The organism is Pseudorhizobium xiangyangii, from assembly GCF_020531965.1.
In the GTDB taxonomy this organism is placed as follows: domain Bacteria; phylum Pseudomonadota; class Alphaproteobacteria; order Rhizobiales; family Rhizobiaceae; genus Neorhizobium; species Neorhizobium xiangyangii.
Genome location: NZ_JAJAWH010000005.1, coordinates 12,327 through 29,752 on the forward strand (window position 1 = coordinate 12,327; position 17,426 = coordinate 29,752).

Sequence of the window (17,426 nt, forward strand, 5' to 3'; positions counted from 1 at the left end):
AGAGCGACCGGATGGTAACCTATATCGACGCGGTTGACGCCCCCTTGAAGAACACCGGAGCCATCCGCCTCTACAGTGCGGACGATTTCGCAGGCATGAGGAAAGCGTGTCTTTTGACGGCGCGTTGCCTCGATGAACTTGCGTCCATCGTCAAGCCTGGCGTGACCACGAGCCAGATCGATCGCTTCGTCTTCGATTTCGGCATGGAGCACGGCGCTCTTCCCGCGACACTGAACTACCGGGGTTACAAATACTCGGTCTGCACGTCCATCAATCACGTGGTCTGCCATGGGATGCCGGATGACAAGCCGTTGCGCGACGGGGATATCGTCAATATCGACGTCACCTATGTCCTTGACGGATGGCACGGCGATTCCAGCCGCATGTATCCGGTCGGGCAGCTCAAGCGTGCGGCGGAACGCCTGCTCGAAGTTACCCATGAATGCCTGATGCGCGGCATCGCCGCCGTTCGTCCAGGCGCGCGGACGGGCGCGATCGGCCAGGCGATCCAGACCTTTGCGGAAGCAGAGCGCTGCTCGGTCGTCCGGGATTTCTGCGGCCATGGAGTCGGCCGGCTCTTCCACGACACCCCCAATATCCTGCACTATGGTCGCGCCGACGAAGGACCGGAGCTGCGCGAAGGAATGATCTTCACCATCGAACCGATGATCAACCTCGGCAAGCCGCATGTGAAGGTGCTGGCCGACGGCTGGACCGCCGTCACGCGCGATCGCTCTCTTTCAGCTCAGTACGAGCACGCGGTGGGTGTCACGGCCACCGGCTGCGAGATCTTCACCCTGTCCCCGGCGGGGCTCGACCGGCCCGGCCTTCCGCCGCTGACAAGGTAGCACACGATGACGCGCTCCTCCCCTCCACATGACGGCGACCAGCCAACCATGGAAGAGGAGGCGAATGAGCGCGGTTTCTTCGCGGACCAGCCCGCAAGGTCAGGCTCACTCAAACGCAGCGGCGTGCTGTCCGGAGACGACAAGCAGGCGCATTATCATGGTCACCGGGATCGCTTGCGAGCACGGTACCGCGACCACGGCGATACTGCGCTGGCGGACTACGAGATCCTCGAGCTTCTGCTGTTCCGCCTTATCCCGCGCCGCGATACGAAACCGATCGCCAAGGCGCTGATCGAGCGCTTCGGCAACCTGGCAGGTGTGTTCGGCGCCCAGTCTGCTCGGCTGCAGGAGGTACCGGGCGTCGGAGAGACGGTGGCGCTCGACCTGAAGCTGATCGCAACCGTCGGCCACCGCATGCTGAAGAGCGAGTTGCGCGGCAAGCAGGTTCTCTCCTCCTGGTCGTCGGTGATCGACTACTGCCACGCGGCAATGGCCTACGAATCGCGAGAGCAGTTCCGAGTCCTATTCCTCGACAAGCGCAACGCGCTGATCGCCGACGAAGTGCAGGGAATGGGGACCGTCGACCATACGCCGGTCTATCCGCGAGAGGTGGTGCGGCGGGCATTGGAGCTGTCGGCGACCGCCATTATATTGGTTCACAATCATCCGAGCGGCGATCCAACGCCGTCGCGGGCCGATATCGACATGACCAAGACGATCATCGAGACGGCCAAGCCTCTCGGCATCACCGTCCATGATCACATTATCATCGGCAAGGAAGGCCACGCCAGCCTCAAGGGGCTGCGGCTGGTCTGATCGCTCGCTAACCGGCGCACTTGTTGCATTGTCGGTGAACAAAGGGTGCTTTGGGCCGTTTTGCCTGCGCACCTAAATCAAACCGTAAGGCAAGGCTGGTAAGGGTCACGCAGACCGGTCGCGCGCGACCGTCGAGACCAGCAAGCGGAGCATTTCATGAACCATTATGACCTCATCGTTGTTGGCAGCGGTCCAGCCGGGCGTCGCGCCGCAATCCAGGCCGCCAAGCTGGAGAAAAGCGTTCTCGTCATCGAACGGGGTCGGCGCGTCGGAGGCGTTTCCGTCCATACGGGGACCATTCCGTCGAAGACCTTGCGAGAGACGGCGTTGAACCTGACGGGCTGGCGCGAGCGCGGCTTCTACGGTCAGTCATACCGCGTCAAGCAGGACATCAGCGCCGACGACCTGCGCCGGCGGCTGCTGATCACGCTCGACCACGAGGTAGAAGTCCTCGAGCACCAGTTTTCCCGCAACCGGGTCCAGCATGTCCGCGGGGCCGCCCATTTCATCGACCCGAACACGCTCGAAGTCGAAAAGACCGATGGCGAAGTGATGCGCGTTGCTGGCAAGTCCGTCCTGCTTGCTGTGGGCACGCGCCCCTATCGACCGACGCACATTCCATTCGATGGAAAATCCATCATCGATAGCGACGAATTGCTTGAAATCCACACGGTTCCACGATCCCTCATCGTCGTCGGTGCCGGCGTCATCGGCATCGAATACGCAACCATCTTCAGTGCGCTGGACACCCAGGTGACGGTCATCGAGCCTCGGCAGACGATGCTCGACTTCATCGACCGTGAGATCGTCGAGGACTTCACCTATCAGCTGCGCGACCGCAACATGAAGCTGATCTTCGGACAGTCCGTCGAAAAGATCGAAAAGGATGCAGGCGGCAAGTGCCGCATCGAGCTCAGCAATGGGCGCGCCCTGCAATCGGAAATGGTGTTGTTTGCGGCTGGCCGTGTGGGTGCCACCGACAGCCTCAACCTGGCCGCCGCCGGTCTCGAAGCGGATAGCCGTGGACGCCTGAAGGTCGATCCGGAAACGTTCCAGACGGCGGTGTCGCATATTTATGCAGCTGGCGACGTCGTGGGTTTCCCGAGCCTGGCCTCCACGTCCATGGAACAGGGGCGCATTGCGGCCCGCCATGCTGTGGGCGCGCCGGCAAGCGAGCCGCCGCAATATTTCCCCTACGGCATCTACGCCGTTCCGGAGATTTCCACCTGCGGTCTCACGGAAGAGGAAGTCGGCGAGCGCAACATTCCCTACGAAACGGGCATCGCGCATTTCCGTGAGACGTCACGCGGCCACATCATGGGCCTCGACAGCGGCCTCCTGAAAATGATCTTCTCGCGCAAGACACGCCGGCTGCTTGGCGTGCATATCGTCGGCGAAGGCGCGACGGAACTCGTCCACATCGGACAGGCAGTGCTCAACCTCAAGGGAACGGTCGACTATTTCGTCGAGAACACGTTCAACTACCCGACATTGGCGGAAGCCTACAAGATCGCCGGCCTCGACGCGTGGAACCGCATGGGCGAAGGGCCCAAGGAAGCGCCTGTCGCGACCGGCCAATCGCTCGACAGCGCCCTCACCGACATGAAAAAAGCCGCGTCGAACTGACGCGGCTTTTCTGAGGATATTGGCAGGGCCCGCGATGCGGGCCCATATCCATTAACGCGAGTAGAATTCGACGACCAGGTTCGGTTCCATGATGACGGCGTAAGGCACGTCGGACAGGGTCGGAATGCGAACGAAGGTGGCAACCATCTTATTGTGGTCGGCATCGATGTAGTCCGGAACGTCACGCTCGGCGAGCGATACGGCTTCCAGAACCGTAACCAGCTGCTTCGACTTCTGGCGAACTTCGATGACGTCGCCGGCCTTGCAGCGGTACGAACCGATGTTGACGCGAACGCCGTTCACGGTCACGTGGCCGTGGTTGACGAACTGGCGGGCAGCAAAGACGGTCGGTACGAACTTGGCGCGGTAGACGATTGCGTCAAGACGCGACTCGAGCAGGCCGATCAGGTTTTCACCGGTGTCGCCCTTGCGGCGGTTGGCTTCATCGTAAGTTGCGCGGAACTGCTTCTCGCGGATATCGCCGTAGTAGCCCTTCAGCTTCTGCTTGGCGCGCAACTGCACACCGAAGTCGGAAAGCTTGCCCTTGCGGCGCTGACCGTGCTGGCCCGGGCCGTATTCGCGGCGGTTGACCGGGGACTTCGGACGACCCCAGATGTTTTCGCCCATACGGCGATCGATTTTGTACTTAGACGACGCGCGCTTGCTCATCGTATTTCCTTTCAACAGGTTTCACCGATCTGTTGCCAGATCGGATCAAGGAAACACGCCCTCCTCTGAACTCCGCTCTTGGAGTCCTGACAGGCCACTCACGGAAGCTCCGGAAAAGGCCACGGGACATGTCAAATAAAACACCGGGCGTTGCCACCCGGTGCTGGTCGGGTCTTTAGGCGGATGCCGTGGGGATGTCAAACGGAATCTGCCTCGGAGACCCCAGTCGGTCGCAGTCCCATAGCCATCCTGGCTCTGGATGGCGCCTGCGGAGCGCCTCGGCCAACGCCCGCGATCCATGACGATCGGATCCTTCATATACACCGCCTTCCACCTGAAGTCATCGCGATGCCTGTCCTGTCTTTTGATGTCAGCGGTGTGTCTTGACGTGAAGACAAATACAAGCAACTATCTTCTCGTAAAGATATATTGTCCGTCATCGACGAGAACTCAGGGAGGCAGCCGTGTTTCACGTCATTCCGCAGGAAAGCCAGCAGCAGTTCAAGAACAGGACGATCCTTTTCGAAGGCGGGGAATTCGGGGTCCCGCTCTCTCTGTTCCTGATCGACAATGAGCCGGGGCAAGGTCCGGACCTGCACGTGCATCCTTATGCCGAAACGTGGATTGTACGTTCCGGGCGCGCACGCTTCACGGTCGGGGAGGAAACGATAGAGCCAAAGCCCGGCGACATCGTCGTCGTCCACCCCAACACGCCGCATTGCTTCAAGAATATCGGCGACGGCAGGCTGGAGCTCACCTGCATCCACGCCAATGAGAAGGTGATCCAGAGCTTTCTGTGAACTTATTCTGCGGCTGCGCGCGCTTCGTCAATGTCCGGCGCATCGGCCGCACCCGGCGCAGTTTCCGCCTGAAGGTCCGGAAACGCGACAACGCGCTTGCCGGAGAAGTCCGAATGGACGACGACCAGTCCCTGCTCTTCGAAATAGCCAAGCAGGCGACGGGCGCGACGGGCCGAATGAGTGCCATATGCCTTGGCAATTCGTGCATCCGAAGGGCACGCCTCGCCGCCAATGGCAGCCTTCGCCATCATGAGGAAGACACCCTGAAGGTCGTCCGAGACATCAGCGGACAGTGATAGTGCCGTGGCCCATGCCTCGGTCGAGGCCATCTCCGGATCGACGCCGGCGCGGACAACCGCTACGCGCCGACGGAAGTCCGACAGCGCCATGGGCGGACCGGGCAATCGCCGCATCCGTGCCCGTACCAGAAAGTCCTGGTAGAGCGCGGCGTCCGTCCGATAGCCGGATTGCGGATCATCGAGGATCTCGGACAAGACGCCAGTCAGCCGTTCCTCGCGTTCCTCGGGCGAAAGCTCGGGCTGGGCCACTCTTGGCTCGGCCGGAGACGGGGCTGCTGCCGGTGCCGCGCGCGAAAGTTCAGCGAGGATGTCGGTCGTCGGACGCGGTGCCGGCGGAGCGCGACGGACGAGTGGCCGCGTGAATTCCTCCGGGTCGGGCGTGAAGATCAGGTCCTCGACGTCCTGCGGCGCATTCGGCAGCGGCACAAGCTTCGGGCTCGACGATCGGGCCGACGTCTCCACCGTGCCGATGACAATGGGCAGCGGACGGCGCGACAGCGCGGGGCCGAGCGCCACGAAGTTTCCGCGCTTCAGATCACGGAACATCTCCGCCTGCCGCCTGTCCATGCCGAGCAGATCGGCGGCGCGCGCCATGTCGATATCGAGAAAGGTTCGGCCCATCAAAAAATTCGAGGCCTCGGCCGCCACGTTCTTGGCAAGCTTGGCGAGGCGCTGCGTGGCGATCACGCCGGCCAGGCCGCGTTTTCTGCCGCGGCACATCAGGTTGGTCATCGCGCCGAGCGACATCTTGCGCGCCTCTTCGGACACGTCGCCGCTGACGGACGGAGCAAACATCTGTGCCTCGTCCACCACCACCAGGACGGGATACCAGTATTCGCGGTCGGCATCGAAGAGGCCGTTGAGGAACGCACCGGCTGCGCGCATCTGCTCCTCGACGTCGAGACCTTCCAGCGACAGCACGCACGACACGCGGTGCTGCCGAATACGTGTCGCGATGCCGATCAGCTCGGCTTCTGTCCGTTCGCCATCGACGACGACATGACCGTACTTGTCGGCAAGCGTGACAAAGTCGCCCTCAGGATCGATGATGACCTGCTGCACCCACTGCGCAGACTGTTCGAGAAGCCGACGCAGAAGATGCGACTTCCCCGAACCGGAATTTCCCTGGACAAGCAGGCGCGTCGCCAGCAGCTCTTCGATATCGAGCTTGGCCGGAGTGCCCCCGGACACTGTCCCCATATCGATGCCGACCTGCACTGCGCGAACCTCGTATACTGTCTCTGGATGGTGACGCGGCGTTCGCGACTTTCGATGCTTAGCAGGGTTCTAGATTCGTTTCGCCCCGCAACAGTGAAAATGCACAGGCTTTGCAGCCATGCGAAATTGAAGTGCCGGAAACAGCCGAAACGATTCCACCTGCCGCAATACCCCCTTGCGACGGGTTACGCGGCAGCGGCGCGCTTGAAGCCGAGCGTCAACAAACCCGCCCCGATCATCAAGGAACCTCCGGTGCGGTTGACGATCCGCTGCACCTTCGGCTTGCGGATCGTGTCGCGCGCCATGGAGGCGAGCATGCCGTAGAGCGCCGCATTCAGCGTCGCAAGAACCAGGAAAGTCGTTTCGAACACCGCCATCTGGAAAAACAACGGCTGGGACAGGTCAAGAAACTGCGGCAGGAAGGCGACGAAAAAGACAATGCTCTTCGGGTTAAGCGCCGTCACCACATAGGTATGGAGGAATATGCGAAACGGCCGTTCCTTCGCCACCGCAGCGTCATCCAGATCCACCTTTTCCGTGATCGGCGCGCGCCAGAGCTTGATGCCGAGATAGATCAGATAGGCTGCACCGACCCATTTCAGGACTGTGAAGAGCGCAGCAGACGTCGCGAGCAAAGCTCCCAGCCCGAGCATCGACGCGGTCATCGCCGTGAAATCCCCGAGCGCCACGCCCGCTACCGTTGCCGTCGCCACCTTCCGGCCGTGCCCGAGCGCGTAGGAAATCACCAGGAGGATAGTCGGGCCGGGGATGGCAAGCAGCACGGCCGACGCAGCGACAAAGGCGAGCCAGTTTTCGATAGTCATGGGATCCCTCCTCGGATGGAGGAAGCAAGCCACCGAATTCCGCGATTGGCAAGTGTCTGCAACTAGAGAACTTTAAGCCCAAACCCCTGCATGAGCCTGCGCGTCGCAAAATCCGGAGTGCCCGAGGTGAACACCGCAAAATCCGGCTCGGAGAGCAGAGGTTCTCGCGGGCCGCTGCGTTGCTGCGGCAGCAGGGATATGGCGCGACGGGCGATAGCTTCAGCGGGATCGATCCAGTCGACCGGCCAGGGCGCGGCTTTGCGCATCCGGTTGACGAGGAACGGATAGTGGGTGCAGGCAAGTACGACGATATCGGTGCGACGTCCGTCCTGCTCGATGAAGCAGGGCTCGACCTCTTCCCTGACGGCAGCTTCATCGACAAAACCGTCGCGCATGTAAATCTCGGCGAGCCCAGCCAGGCGTTCGCTGCCGACGAGACGGACATGCACCTTCGACGCCCACTCACCGATCAGGTCGCGGGTATATTGCCGTTTCACGGTGCCGGGAGTTGCGAGCACCGAGACCAGACCCGATCGGGTGCGTTCTGCCGCCGGCTTGATCGCGGGAACAGTCCCCACAAACGGCGTGTTCGGAAATGCCGCGCGCAAATCCGCAAGAACCAGCGTCGATGCCGTGTTGCAGGCGATGACCGCAATCTCCGGATCGTATCTGGCGATGAGGCCTTCAAACAACTTCACGATGTGTTCGCGAAGCAGTCCTTCCTCCCAGCCGCCATAGGGAAAACCGGCGTCGTCGGCGATATAGATGAAGTGGCGCTCCGGCATCAGTACCCGCGCTTCACGCAGCACCGTCAGACCGCCGATGCCCGAATCGAACATCAGCACCGGCCTCGAGCCATTATTCGCCGTCATTCCCCTCGATCTCCCCCGCATCCGCGGCTTTCTTCTGTCTAGGCACCACCTTTTTGGCCCACTTCCGCGGGAACCGATCGAGCGACGAGATTACACCGCGAAAGACGCTGACTTCCTGCTCGGAGAACCCCCGGCGCGATATGACGGCGCGGAGGTTGTCGACCATTTTGGGCTTCTTCGCGGGAGGATGGAAATAACCGCGGGCATCGAGTGCCTCTTCCAGATGTTCGAAAAGGCCGAACACCTGCTCCTTGGTCGAGGGGCGTTGACTGACCGGATCGAACGCCGTGGCGGACAGGTCCTCGATACCCGTCTTCATCCACTCGTAAGACATCAAAAGCACAGCCTGGGCGATATTGAGCGACGCGAAAGCAGGGTTGACGGGGAAAGTGACGATCTCGTCCGCCAAAGCCACCTCTTCATTCGAGAGGCCCCAGCGCTCACGGCCGAACAGAATGCCGGTCCTCTCGCCTTCGTTGAATTTCGTTCTCAGTGTGTCGGCAGCCGAAACCGGCGACCGAACCGGCTTGAACCCGTAGCGTTCGCGCGCCGTCGTGGCGTAAACGAAGTTGAGGTCGGCGACCGCTTCCTCCAGCGTTTCGAAAACCTGAGTCGCATCGATCACGTGATCGGCCTTGGATGCCGCCGAACGCGCCTTCTCACTCGGCCAACCGTCACGCGGTTTGACGAGGCGCAGTTCGGCCAGGCCGAAATTGGCCATCGCCCGTGCAACCATGCCGATGTTTTCGCCGAGTTGCGGCTCGACCAGGATAATTGCCGGCCCTTCCGCAATGAGTTTACGCTCGCTGTTTGTGCCTGACATTCTCAATCCGTCCGTTTCGCAGGCCGCAATAGCGGGCATCGCCCCCATCGACAAGGGTTCCCGAAGTGCGTGTCGCTTGATCTTTCCGGCTATCGCGGATCACAGCTCTGCTTTTCAAGAAGCTCAAGCTTCGACAGATTGCCCGACAGAACGAAATCGCCGTAGTCCATGGTCAGGTCGCGTGTGATGCCATTCTCGTAAAGTTTGAAGGACATGCTGTAGACCGGTGTCGTGTCTCCCGATGTACCCTCGCTGAAATAGGCGATGGTGACGGGCCAGTAGGTGGCCTTGGCGAATTCGCCGGCCTTTCCGGCATCGTCGGCATCCTGAGGCTTGGGCGCCTGCTGGGGTCCGATCACGGTATTGGTGATCATGCTCTGGTCGCCATTCTCCGATCCGTCGAAGAGTCGGGTTTCGAAGAAGCGATTTCCGGCACGCGCGTTCTTGATGACCTCCAGCATGTGCTCGGTCGGGAAATCGCTGGCGACGAGCTCTACCTCCCGCGCATCCGGCTGCGTGATTGCGACTTTCACCTTGGCATCGGCCTCGGTGGCCTCGCCGCTAACTTCCTTATCGAGCTGCTCGTCGGTAAACGACTTCGTCTCGAAGCGGAACTCGCGCTTGTCGAGGTCTTCGAATGTCTTCGTCTGCTGGTCGGTCAGCCGACTTTCCTCGCCGGTATTGATGCGGGTCACGAACCGGAAGTTGGTGGTGAAGCCGGTGCATGCCGAGCCGGTGAATTCATAGACCATCCGGCCGCTCATGCCATCGATGCCGGATCGCTCGGAGGAGTCCTTGAGCTCAAGATCATAGACGGCACGGTGCGGCACAAGACCGGCCGCCCCTTCCACCCCGGCCCAAGCCGGTGCCGGCCCTCCAGCAGCGAAACCAAGAAGCAGGATCGCTGCTCGCCCCGAGTAGTACATTCATTATCTCCTGTTGGACTCATCGCCGGTGTTATAAGAACGCCATCCAGCAAGGTTATGGCCTTGAATGCCGGATTTTCATTACCTTGACAACAAACCTGGAGCCGAACATGTCCGACACCATCGAGAGCCGCCTCAAGGACCGAGGCATTACACTTCCTGTTGCGGCAGCCCCCGCGGCGAACTATCTGCCGTTCACCATCAGCGGCAACACACTTTATCTGTCAGGCCAACTGCCCATGGAAAACGGCAAAGTTGCGGTCACCGGCATTGTCGGGCGCGATGTCGATGTCGCAGCCGCCCAGCGCGCCGCTGAACTTTGCGCCATCAACATCCTCGCGCAGGCCAAGGCGGCGCTCGGTGGAGACCTCGGCCGCATTCGCCGCATCCTGAAACTCAACGGCTTTATCGCGTCCATGCCGGAGTTCACGGAACAGCATCTCGTCATGAACGGAGCCTCGAACCTCATCGCCGATCTCCTGGGTGATGCCGGCAAGCACGCCCGCGCCGCCGTCGGCATGGCTGCGCTGCCGCTCAACGCGTCCGTCGAAATCGACGCCATCATCGAGATCGACGCATGACGTCCGCATCCTGGATCAAGGACGTTCCCGTCGCCCATCGCGGCTATCATGACATGAACAAGGCCGTTTGGGAAAACACGCTCTCGTCCTTCTCCCGAGCCGTCGAGGCGGGTTTCGCGATCGAATGCGACCTGCAGCTTGCGTCCGACAGCGTGCCGGTCGTCTTCCACGACCACACCCTCGAGAGGCTCTGCGGCATCAACGGCGACGTCAGAGAGCGCACATCGCAGGAACTCGGGTTGCTCTCCGTCGGCGGAACCGCCGACAAGATCCCGACGCTGAAACAGATGCTCAAGCGGGTCGCCGGCAAGGTTCCGCTCGTCATCGAGATCAAGGGGCGCCCCGGCGAGGACGAGGGCTTCGTCGAGGCGGTTCTGGAGGTGCTGGAGGGATACGAGGGAAAGGTCGCGCTGATGAGCTTCGACCATCATATCCTGAAAGATCTCAAGGCAGCCGGCGCACCCTACCCTTTCGGCCTGACCGCCGAAGGGGCCAAACCGGAAGACTTCTTCCGGCATGACGAGGCCATGCATCTCGGGCTGGACTTCATCTCCTACTTCCACGGTCACCTGCCCAACAGCTTTGTCACCGCCCAGAGACAGTCTGGCATTCCGATAATCACATGGACGGTGAGGGATGAAAACGCCTGCGCACATACCTATACTCATGCGGACCAGATGACCTTCGAGGGCTTTGACCCACGGGAGACCGTAATCGCCTAGGATGACAGGACCTCTATCCATCCGCATCGAAAACAAGTTTGCCGCGATCGCGCCGGAGCGCTGGTCGCGGCTTTCCGGGACATCGAGATCCACTCCCGGCGCCTACAATCCGTTCGTCTCCCACGCCTTCCTCTCAGCACTGGAAGAATCCGGCTCGGCGTCTGCGAAAACGGGTTGGCTGGGAAACCACCTGATGCTTGAAAACGAGGACGGCGAACTGCTCGGTGCCATCCCCAGCTATTTGAAGAGCCATAGCCAGGGCGAATACGTCTTCGATCACGGCTGGGCGGATGCTTTCGAGCGGGCTGGCGGCAGTTATTACCCCAAGATTCAATGCAGCATACCCTTCACGCCCGCCACCGGTCCACGCCTCCTGACGGTGGATACCGGAGACCGGGAGGCAATCCAGCTGGTGCTTGCAACCGGTCTCCAGCAGGTGACACGTCAGCTCGGCGTCTCCTCCGCACACGTGACGTTCTTGCCGGAGAACGAACTTCCAGCGTTCGAGGAGGCGGGCTACCTGCACCGGACAGACCAGCAGTTTCACTTCATCAACGACGGCTACGCAGACCACAACGCCTTCCTCGACACGCTCACCTCCCGCAAGCGCAAGGCGTTGAAAAAGGAACGGCGTACAGCGCTGGAGAACGGCATTACCATAGACTGGCTCACGGGCAGCGACCTGACCGAGGACGTCTGGGACCAGTTCTTCGCCTTCTACATGGACACGGGCAGCCGCAAATGGGGACGCCCTTACCTCACCCGCAGCTTCTATTCGCTGATCGGCGAACGCATGGCTGTGGACGTCCTGCTGGTGATGGCCAAGCGCGACGGGCGCTACATCGCCGGCGCGATCAACTTTATCGGCTCAGACACCCTCTTCGGCCGACATTGGGGATGTACCGAAGATCATCCCTTCCTGCACTTCGAAGTCTGCTACCATCAGGCCATCGATTTTGCGCTCGCCAACAAGCTGAAGCGGGTCGAAGCCGGAGCGCAGGGCGAACACAAGCTGGCGCGCGGCTACCTTCCGGTGACGACGCATTCGGCGCACTACATCGCCCATGCCGGCTTGAGGCGCGCCGTGGCCGACTACCTCGAGCGCGAGCGGCGTGATGTGGAAGATGTCGGCGACTATCTGGAGGCCCACAGCCCTTTCAGGAAGGGCGAGCGGCAGCAAGACAAAGCAATAGACGAAGGAGAGGAATGCCAATGAGCGGCCAGCCCTATGACGAAAACAACATTTTCGCGAAAATCCTGCGTGGCGAGATCCCCTCGCACAAGGTCTACGAGGACGACCACACCCTCGCCTTCATGGACGTGATGCCTCAGGCGCCGGGACATCTTCTCGTGGTGCCGAAAGCACCGTCACGCAATCTGCTCGATGCGGATCCCGCCGTCCTGGCAAAGACGATCGCTATCGTCCAGAAGCTGGCGCAGGCCGCGCAGGAAGCGTTCGAGTCGGACGGCGTGTTCGTTGCACAATTCAACGAGGCCGCAGCGGGCCAGACGGTCTACCACCTGCATTTCCACGTGATCCCGCGCAACGAGGGCGAGCCGCTGAAACCGCATTCCGGCAAAATGGAAGACGGCGAAGTCCTGAGGGCCAATGCCGAGAAGGTCAAAGCCGCCCTCTGACAAGAGCAAGTGCAATCGAGATGGCGGCTCAAGGGCCGCTATCTCTTGTCCGGCAGTCATCAGGCAGGGTTCACATAGCCGCTCCGCTGCGGAAACGGCCACTCCTTCAACAGATTCATATCCGGTCGGAAGACCTCCACCTTCAGCGGATGGCACGCCGCCGTATCGCTGGAGTGCGTCGCGCCGCAATCGCCGCCAGGGCAGGCCGACAGCGCTCCCAGCAGGTCGATTTCCGCGAAGAACTCCAGATAATCGCCAGGACGAACCGGGCTTGCCTTCATGAAGTACTGATGCGTGTCCTTGGTGAAACCGGTGCACATGAACACGTTCAGCACGTCATGCACATGGGGCTCGGCCTCGCCGAACGGCAACCCCGTCGCGCCCGCCAACGCCCGGCTGAGATTGGAATGGCAGCAATTGTGATACTCGGTGCCGTTGAGAAGCTGATTGGTGTAGGGATCGCAACGCGTTCCTATCACATCATGCACGCCGGCCCCGTCATCGTCCCAGCCATACCAGCCAAGCGTGTCATGGGTGATCGTCGCCATCGGTTGCAACGATGGCAGCGTGCTCCACAACCGATCGCCGGCGGACACGTGCGTGGCATGCAGCGCCCGCGTCTTGCCGCTGAAGAAGCGTTCGTTCAGATCGTTCGCGTTCCAGAGATTGAGGTCCCCCACCTGTGGACCGTCGATGCTGACGATCCGGAAGAAATGCCCCTTCGGCACCGAGAAGGCCCGGCCATCGCGCGGCGGCACGATCACCTCGTCGATCTTCTCCAGTGTTCTTCGTGCCTGCGCCAGAACAGCCAGATCCGGGGGAACCAGCGTCCCGTTGGGATAGACGACGACAGGCTTGCGAGCCCGCCGTTCGGCCGCATCGGCGGGCGTCTGCGATTGATGGTTGAGCATCGTGTCTGTCATGTCGTGTCCGTGCAGGGAGGGCTCAGTGGCTTAATGCGCGTGAGACTGCGCAAGAGGGGTACGACTGGCAAGCCTATTTTCAGCCATGAGCGACCGGTGCACCCGATAATTTGGGGGCAAGCAACAAGCGGCCTCAGTCCAACCAGTAGAGCCCGGCGCCAAGCAGCAGCGTCGAGGTGACGACCGCCACGCCCACCCGCTGGCCAGCCAGGAGAAAGGCTGCGAACCCTACCCCGGCGGCGCCAACCCGCAGCCACAAGGGGGCGTCCGCAAGCGTTCCTGCGGGAAAGACGATCAGTTTCGCGGTCACCGCCATGACGAGCGCGGTGGCAACCGCCCTCACCCAGTAGAGCGCCTCGGAATCCTCATCCAGCCGGTTGCCGGTCAACACGCCCAACCAGCGCCAGATGTCGGTCGCCAGCCAGCCGGCCACGGCAATGACCACGTAAGCCCACCACCACTCGCCGTTCATGAAGCGTCTCCAGCCTCGACGGCCGGCCTGCGCTTGCGCATCCAGAACCGGTCGATGAGATAAGCCAGCGTTCCACCGCCGATGCCGGCGTAGAGCACGTCGAAGTCCGGTTCGAGAACAGCCATCACAGGACCGGCGATCACCCCGATCACGAAGGCAAGCTTCACCACGGTCTGTCGGGCGGTCGCCCAGATGGATGCCAGGAAGTAGACGGGGGTCAGCATGAACAGCGCGCCCGAAACAACCGGCGGGAATGTCTCGACCACACCGTAGCAGACGGCGACGATCAGCGTGTTGGTCAGCGTCAGCGTGATCCCGAACCCGGCAAAGAACGTGGTCCGATGCTCATGCGGCACATCCTTCAGCCTCTGGATGGCGAAGACCCAGGCTGTGATGGCTACGAAATGCGAGAGGAGCAGGAGGACCCAGGTCGGCGTCTTTTCCGTCCGCATCTCCGGCACGATAGACGCGACCATCGGCATCATACGAATGGAAGACAGCGTCACCGCGAGAAAGCAGGCGGCGATGTGAGCCCCGCTCGCCATCATGCCGACGAGGATCATCTTCGCGGGCAGCGCCCAGATCGAAATCGTCATGAAAATCGCCTCGCCCCGGGTAATGCCGGATTCGAAAGCGAAGGCGCTGAAACCCACAAACGACGTCATGAGGATCAGTGCGGGAAGCGATGTGATACCCCGCATTCCGGACAGGAACCAGAATAAGGTGAGCCGAGTATCACTGCTTGGAGACATGGACATACCAGGGTGGCAGAGAGTGTGGGGAGAGGCGCAAACGAACAATGCCGGGCAGTGAGCCCGGCATTGCATATGTGTTGTCCAGGTTACTTCGACTTCGGAACGCGGGGAACGATGCTTCCCTTTCGCGGCGGCGTCTTCGGCGGCTCCGCCGACGTGGCCACGTTGGCGTCGACCATGGCGCGTGCCTTGACCTCGCCATCCTTGCTGGACGCCTTTTTGGCCTTGCGGGGTTTCTTGGCCTTGCCTCCGGCTTCTTCGGAAGCACCCTCCACTTCGGCCTCCGGTTTCGGCTTCACGGGTGTCGCTTCAGACACGCATTCGAGGACCAGCCCGTCCGAACCATCTTCCTGCTTGCCGACGGTGACGTGAACGACGCCGCCCTTGCGGAGCTTGCCGAACAGGATCTCGTTGGCCAGAGGCTTCTTGATGTACTCCTGGATGACGCGTGCCAAGGGCCGCGCGCCCATACGCTCGTCGTAGCCCTTGTCGGCCAGCCACGCGACCGCCTCGGGCGTGAGGTTGAACGTGACGTTGCGCTCCGAAAGCTGCGTTTCGAGCTGCATCACGAACTTCTGCACAACCTGATGGATGACATCGGTCGGCAGCGGCGCAAACGGAATGACCGCATCCAGACGGTTGCGGAATTCCGGTGTGAACAGGCGGTTCAACGCCTCCTCATCTTCGCCGGTGCGCTTCGAAGAGCCGAAGCCGATCGCAGCCTTGGCCATTTCCGACGCGCCCGCATTCGTCGTCATGATCAGGATGACGTTGCGGAAGTCGATCTTCTTGCCGTTATGGTCGGTCAATGAACCGTGGTCCATGACCTGCAACAGGATGTTGAAGATGTCCGGATGCGCCTTCTCGATCTCGTCGAGCAGCACAACGCTATGCGGATGCTGGTCGACACTGTCGGTCAGCAGGCCGCCCTGATCGAAGCCGACATAGCCGGGAGGTGCTCCAAGCAGCCGCGAAACCGTGTGCCTCTCCATGTATTCCGACATGTCGAAACGCAGGAGTTCGACGCCGAGCGACGTCGATAGCTGCTTTGCAACCTCCGTCTTGCCCACGCCGGTCGGGCCGGAAAAGACATAGGCGCCGATCGGCTTGTTCGGCTCGCGCAGGCCGGCGCGCGCCAGCTTGATCGCTGTCGAAAGCGCCTCGATGGCCCTGTCCTGGCCATAGACCACCGAGCGAAGTTCCTTCTCCAGGTTGGCGAGAACCATCTCGTCGTCCTTGGAAACGGTCTTTGCCGGTATCCGTGCCATCGTGGCGATCGTGACCTCGATCTCCTTCTCGGTGATCAGCTTGCGGCGCTTCGAGGCCGGCAGCAGCATCTGCGCCGCACCGGTTTCGTCGATCACGTCAATCGCCTTGTCCGGCAGCTTGCGGTCGGAAATGTACCGAGCCGAAAGCTCGACTGCCGACTTGATCGCCTCGTTCGTATAGCGGAGTTTATGATAGTCCTCGAAGTACGGCTTGAGGCCCTTCATGATCTCGATGGCATCGTCGATCGACGGTTCGTTGACGTCGATCTTCTGGAATCGGCGCACCAGTGCCCGGTCCTTTTCGAAGAACTGACGGTATTCCTTGTAGGTGGTCGAGCCGATGCAGCGGATCTGCCCGGAAGACAGAGCCGGCTTCAGCAGGTTCGAAGCATCCATCGCGCCGCCGGAGGTTGCGCCGGCACCAATCACCGTATGGATCTCGTCGATAAACAGGACCGCGCCCGGATAGTCCTCGAGTTCCTTCACAACCTGCTTCAGGCGCTCTTCAAAGTCGCCGCGATAGCGGGTGCCGGCAAGCAGCGTGCCCATGTCGAGCGAGAAGATCGTCGCGTCGGCGAGAGCCTCGGGAACCTTGCCCTCGACGATCCGCTTGGCCAGGCCTTCCGCGATGGCGGTCTTGCCGACGCCCGGATCACCGACGTAGAGCGGATTGTTTTTCGAGCGGCGGCACAGGACCTGGATGGTGCGATTGACCTCTCCGTGGCGCCCGATCAGCGGGTCGATCCGGCCGCTCTTGGCCTTCTCGTTGAGGTTGACGCAGTAAGCCTTCAGGGCCTCGGCCGGCTTTTTTCCGGGTCCCTCTTCCTGCTCGCGCGAAGGCTTGGCGTCCGCGTCGCTTTCCTCCGCACCGCGCGGGGGGCGAACGGTCGACGAGCCGGGGCGCTTGCCGATCCCGTGGCTGATGTAGTTGACGGCGTCATAGCGGGTCATTTCCTGCTCCTGCAGGAAGAATGCCGCGTGGCTTTCCCGTTCGGCGAAGATTGCGACGAGCACGTTTGCGCCCGTGACCTCCTCCCGACCAGAGGACTGGACGTGAATTACGGCGCGCTGGATGACGCGCTGGAAGCCGGATGTCGGTTTCGAATCCTCGTCATAACCTGTCACCAGGTTGGCAAGCTCGGTGTCGACATAGTCGGCAACCGTCTTGCGCAGGGCTTCGAGGTTGACGTTACAAGCACCCATGACCGCGGCTGCATCGGCATCGTCGATCAATGCCAGAAGCAGGTGCTCGAGCGTGGCATACTCGTGATGCCGCTCGTTCGCGTAGGTCAGTGCCTGGTGTAGCGCCTTTTCAAGACTAGGCGAAAAAGTTGGCACGTGGGTTC

Annotated in this window: 18 protein-coding genes; 8 read left to right on the top strand and 10 right to left on the bottom strand. The window is 61.4% G+C overall.

The features are described 5' to 3' along the window. The first annotated feature begins 11 nt into the window (after nucleotides 1-11). The 3 genes from map to sthA all read left to right on the top strand — a co-directional run bounded on the left by map (nucleotide 12) and on the right by sthA (nucleotide 3,290). Nucleotides 12-848 carry a type I methionyl aminopeptidase gene (gene map / locus LH464_RS05510; RefSeq protein WP_226785371.1) on the top strand — a complete coding sequence of 279 codons (837 nt, stop codon included), beginning with the start codon at nucleotides 12-14 and terminating at the stop codon, nucleotides 846-848. Between the two features lie 6 nt (nucleotides 849-854). Further along, nucleotides 855-1,664: a RadC family protein gene (gene radC, locus LH464_RS05515; protein ID WP_226785372.1), complete on the top strand. Its 810-nt coding sequence runs from the start codon at nucleotides 855-857 to the stop codon at nucleotides 1,662-1,664. Between the two features lie 156 nt (nucleotides 1,665-1,820). Next, nucleotides 1,821-3,290, top strand: a complete 1,470-nt coding sequence (gene sthA / locus LH464_RS05520) for a Si-specific NAD(P)(+) transhydrogenase (protein ID WP_226785373.1) — start codon at nucleotides 1,821-1,823, stop codon at nucleotides 3,288-3,290. Nucleotides 3,291-3,341: 51 nt separating this feature from the next. Here sthA and rpsD read toward each other — a convergent pair whose 3' ends face one another. After that, nucleotides 3,342-3,959 (bottom strand): 30S ribosomal protein S4, encoded by a 618-nt coding sequence (rpsD, locus tag LH464_RS05525; RefSeq protein WP_226785374.1) that lies wholly within the window; start codon nucleotides 3,957-3,959, stop codon nucleotides 3,342-3,344. 464 nt (nucleotides 3,960-4,423) lie between these two features. Between rpsD and LH464_RS05530 the strand changes: the two genes are divergently transcribed. Next, a complete protein-coding gene (locus LH464_RS05530) occupies nucleotides 4,424-4,759 on the top strand; it encodes a cupin domain-containing protein (RefSeq protein ID WP_226785375.1) in 336 nt (111 codons plus the stop codon). Between the two features lie 2 nt (nucleotides 4,760-4,761). Here LH464_RS05530 and LH464_RS05535 read toward each other — a convergent pair whose 3' ends face one another. From LH464_RS05535 to LH464_RS05555, 5 genes are all read right to left on the bottom strand, one after another. Next, entirely contained in the window at nucleotides 4,762-6,276 is a 1,515-nt protein-coding gene (locus tag LH464_RS05535; RefSeq protein ID WP_226785376.1) for an ATP-binding protein, read from the bottom strand. A gap of 185 nt (nucleotides 6,277-6,461) precedes the next feature. Continuing rightward, the gene (locus LH464_RS05540; protein ID WP_226785377.1) at nucleotides 6,462-7,100 is read right to left on the bottom strand and encodes a LysE family translocator; all 639 of its coding nucleotides are present in this window, start codon (nucleotides 7,098-7,100) and stop codon (nucleotides 6,462-6,464) included. Between the two features lie 62 nt (nucleotides 7,101-7,162). Then, on the bottom strand, nucleotides 7,163-7,972 hold the full coding sequence (gene murI / locus LH464_RS05545; protein ID WP_226785378.1) for a glutamate racemase: 810 nt from the start codon (nucleotides 7,970-7,972) through the stop codon (nucleotides 7,163-7,165). After that, a complete protein-coding gene (locus LH464_RS05550) occupies nucleotides 7,959-8,795 on the bottom strand; it encodes an RNA methyltransferase (RefSeq protein ID WP_226785379.1) in 837 nt (278 codons plus the stop codon). Before LH464_RS05550 ends, murI begins: the two co-directional genes overlap by 14 nt. Nucleotides 8,796-8,884: 89 nt before the next feature. Continuing rightward, nucleotides 8,885-9,721, bottom strand: a complete 837-nt coding sequence (locus LH464_RS05555) for a cell envelope integrity EipB family protein (protein WP_226785380.1) — start codon at nucleotides 9,719-9,721, stop codon at nucleotides 8,885-8,887. 110 nt (nucleotides 9,722-9,831) lie between these two features. On the opposite strand from LH464_RS05555, the gene LH464_RS05560 reads away from it, so the two are divergent. The 4 genes from LH464_RS05560 to LH464_RS05575 are packed head-to-tail and all read left to right on the top strand — an operon-like array spanning nucleotide 9,832 to nucleotide 12,662. Next, complete coding sequence (locus LH464_RS05560) at nucleotides 9,832-10,302, top strand: RidA family protein (RefSeq protein ID WP_226785381.1); 471 nt, start codon at nucleotides 9,832-9,834, stop codon at nucleotides 10,300-10,302. Beyond that, a complete protein-coding gene (locus tag LH464_RS05565; RefSeq protein WP_226785382.1) occupies nucleotides 10,299-11,024 on the top strand; it encodes a glycerophosphodiester phosphodiesterase in 726 nt (241 codons plus the stop codon). The genes LH464_RS05560 and LH464_RS05565 overlap by 4 nt, the downstream gene beginning before the upstream one ends. Before the next feature lies 1 nt (nucleotide 11,025). Further along, complete coding sequence (locus LH464_RS05570; protein WP_226785383.1) at nucleotides 11,026-12,240, top strand: GNAT family N-acetyltransferase; 1,215 nt, start codon at nucleotides 11,026-11,028, stop codon at nucleotides 12,238-12,240. Then, complete coding sequence (locus LH464_RS05575) at nucleotides 12,237-12,662, top strand: HIT family protein (protein WP_226785384.1); 426 nt, start codon at nucleotides 12,237-12,239, stop codon at nucleotides 12,660-12,662. The genes LH464_RS05570 and LH464_RS05575 overlap by 4 nt, the downstream gene beginning before the upstream one ends. Before the next feature lie 59 nt (nucleotides 12,663-12,721). On the opposite strand, the gene LH464_RS05580 is transcribed toward LH464_RS05575, so the two are convergent. From LH464_RS05580 to clpA, 4 genes are all read right to left on the bottom strand, one after another. Next, nucleotides 12,722-13,585 (bottom strand): urea carboxylase-associated family protein, encoded by an 864-nt coding sequence (locus tag LH464_RS05580; RefSeq protein ID WP_226785385.1) that lies wholly within the window; start codon nucleotides 13,583-13,585, stop codon nucleotides 12,722-12,724. Nucleotides 13,586-13,718: 133 nt separating this feature from the next. After that, nucleotides 13,719-14,057, bottom strand: coding sequence for an AzlD domain-containing protein (locus tag LH464_RS05585; RefSeq protein WP_226785386.1), 339 nt, complete (start codon nucleotides 14,055-14,057; stop codon nucleotides 13,719-13,721). After that, entirely contained in the window at nucleotides 14,054-14,809 is a 756-nt protein-coding gene (locus LH464_RS05590; RefSeq protein ID WP_226785387.1) for an AzlC family ABC transporter permease, read from the bottom strand. The genes LH464_RS05585 and LH464_RS05590 overlap by 4 nt, the downstream gene beginning before the upstream one ends. Nucleotides 14,810-14,898: 89 nt before the next feature. Continuing rightward, nucleotides 14,899-17,418, bottom strand: coding sequence for an ATP-dependent Clp protease ATP-binding subunit ClpA (clpA, locus tag LH464_RS05595; protein WP_226785388.1), 2,520 nt, complete (start codon nucleotides 17,416-17,418; stop codon nucleotides 14,899-14,901). Between the last annotated feature and the right edge of the window lie 8 nt (nucleotides 17,419-17,426).

Coding starts and splice junctions, on each gene's coding strand:
- LH464_RS05590 (WP_226785387.1), bottom strand. CDS start 14,809: ATGTCTCCAAGCAGTGATACTCGGCTCACCTTATTCTGGTTCCTGTCC.
- LH464_RS05580 (WP_226785385.1), bottom strand. CDS start 13,585: ATGACAGACACGATGCTCAACCATCAATCGCAGACGCCCGCCGATGCG.
- LH464_RS05550 (WP_226785379.1), bottom strand. CDS start 8,795: ATGTCAGGCACAAACAGCGAGCGTAAACTCATTGCGGAAGGGCCGGCA.
- rpsD (WP_226785374.1), bottom strand. CDS start 3,959: ATGAGCAAGCGCGCGTCGTCTAAGTACAAAATCGATCGCCGTATGGGC.
- LH464_RS05570 (WP_226785383.1), top strand. CDS start 11,026: ATGACAGGACCTCTATCCATCCGCATCGAAAACAAGTTTGCCGCGATC.
- LH464_RS05585 (WP_226785386.1), bottom strand. CDS start 14,057: ATGAACGGCGAGTGGTGGTGGGCTTACGTGGTCATTGCCGTGGCCGGC.
- murI (WP_226785378.1), bottom strand. CDS start 7,972: ATGACGGCGAATAATGGCTCGAGGCCGGTGCTGATGTTCGATTCGGGC.
- LH464_RS05565 (WP_226785382.1), top strand. CDS start 10,299: ATGACGTCCGCATCCTGGATCAAGGACGTTCCCGTCGCCCATCGCGGC.
- map (WP_226785371.1), top strand. CDS start 12: ATGGTAACCTATATCGACGCGGTTGACGCCCCCTTGAAGAACACCGGA.
- LH464_RS05540 (WP_226785377.1), bottom strand. CDS start 7,100: ATGACTATCGAAAACTGGCTCGCCTTTGTCGCTGCGTCGGCCGTGCTG.
- radC (WP_226785372.1), top strand. CDS start 855: ATGACGCGCTCCTCCCCTCCACATGACGGCGACCAGCCAACCATGGAA.
- sthA (WP_226785373.1), top strand. CDS start 1,821: ATGAACCATTATGACCTCATCGTTGTTGGCAGCGGTCCAGCCGGGCGT.
- LH464_RS05555 (WP_226785380.1), bottom strand. CDS start 9,721: ATGTACTACTCGGGGCGAGCAGCGATCCTGCTTCTTGGTTTCGCTGCT.
- LH464_RS05560 (WP_226785381.1), top strand. CDS start 9,832: ATGTCCGACACCATCGAGAGCCGCCTCAAGGACCGAGGCATTACACTT.
- LH464_RS05575 (WP_226785384.1), top strand. CDS start 12,237: ATGAGCGGCCAGCCCTATGACGAAAACAACATTTTCGCGAAAATCCTG.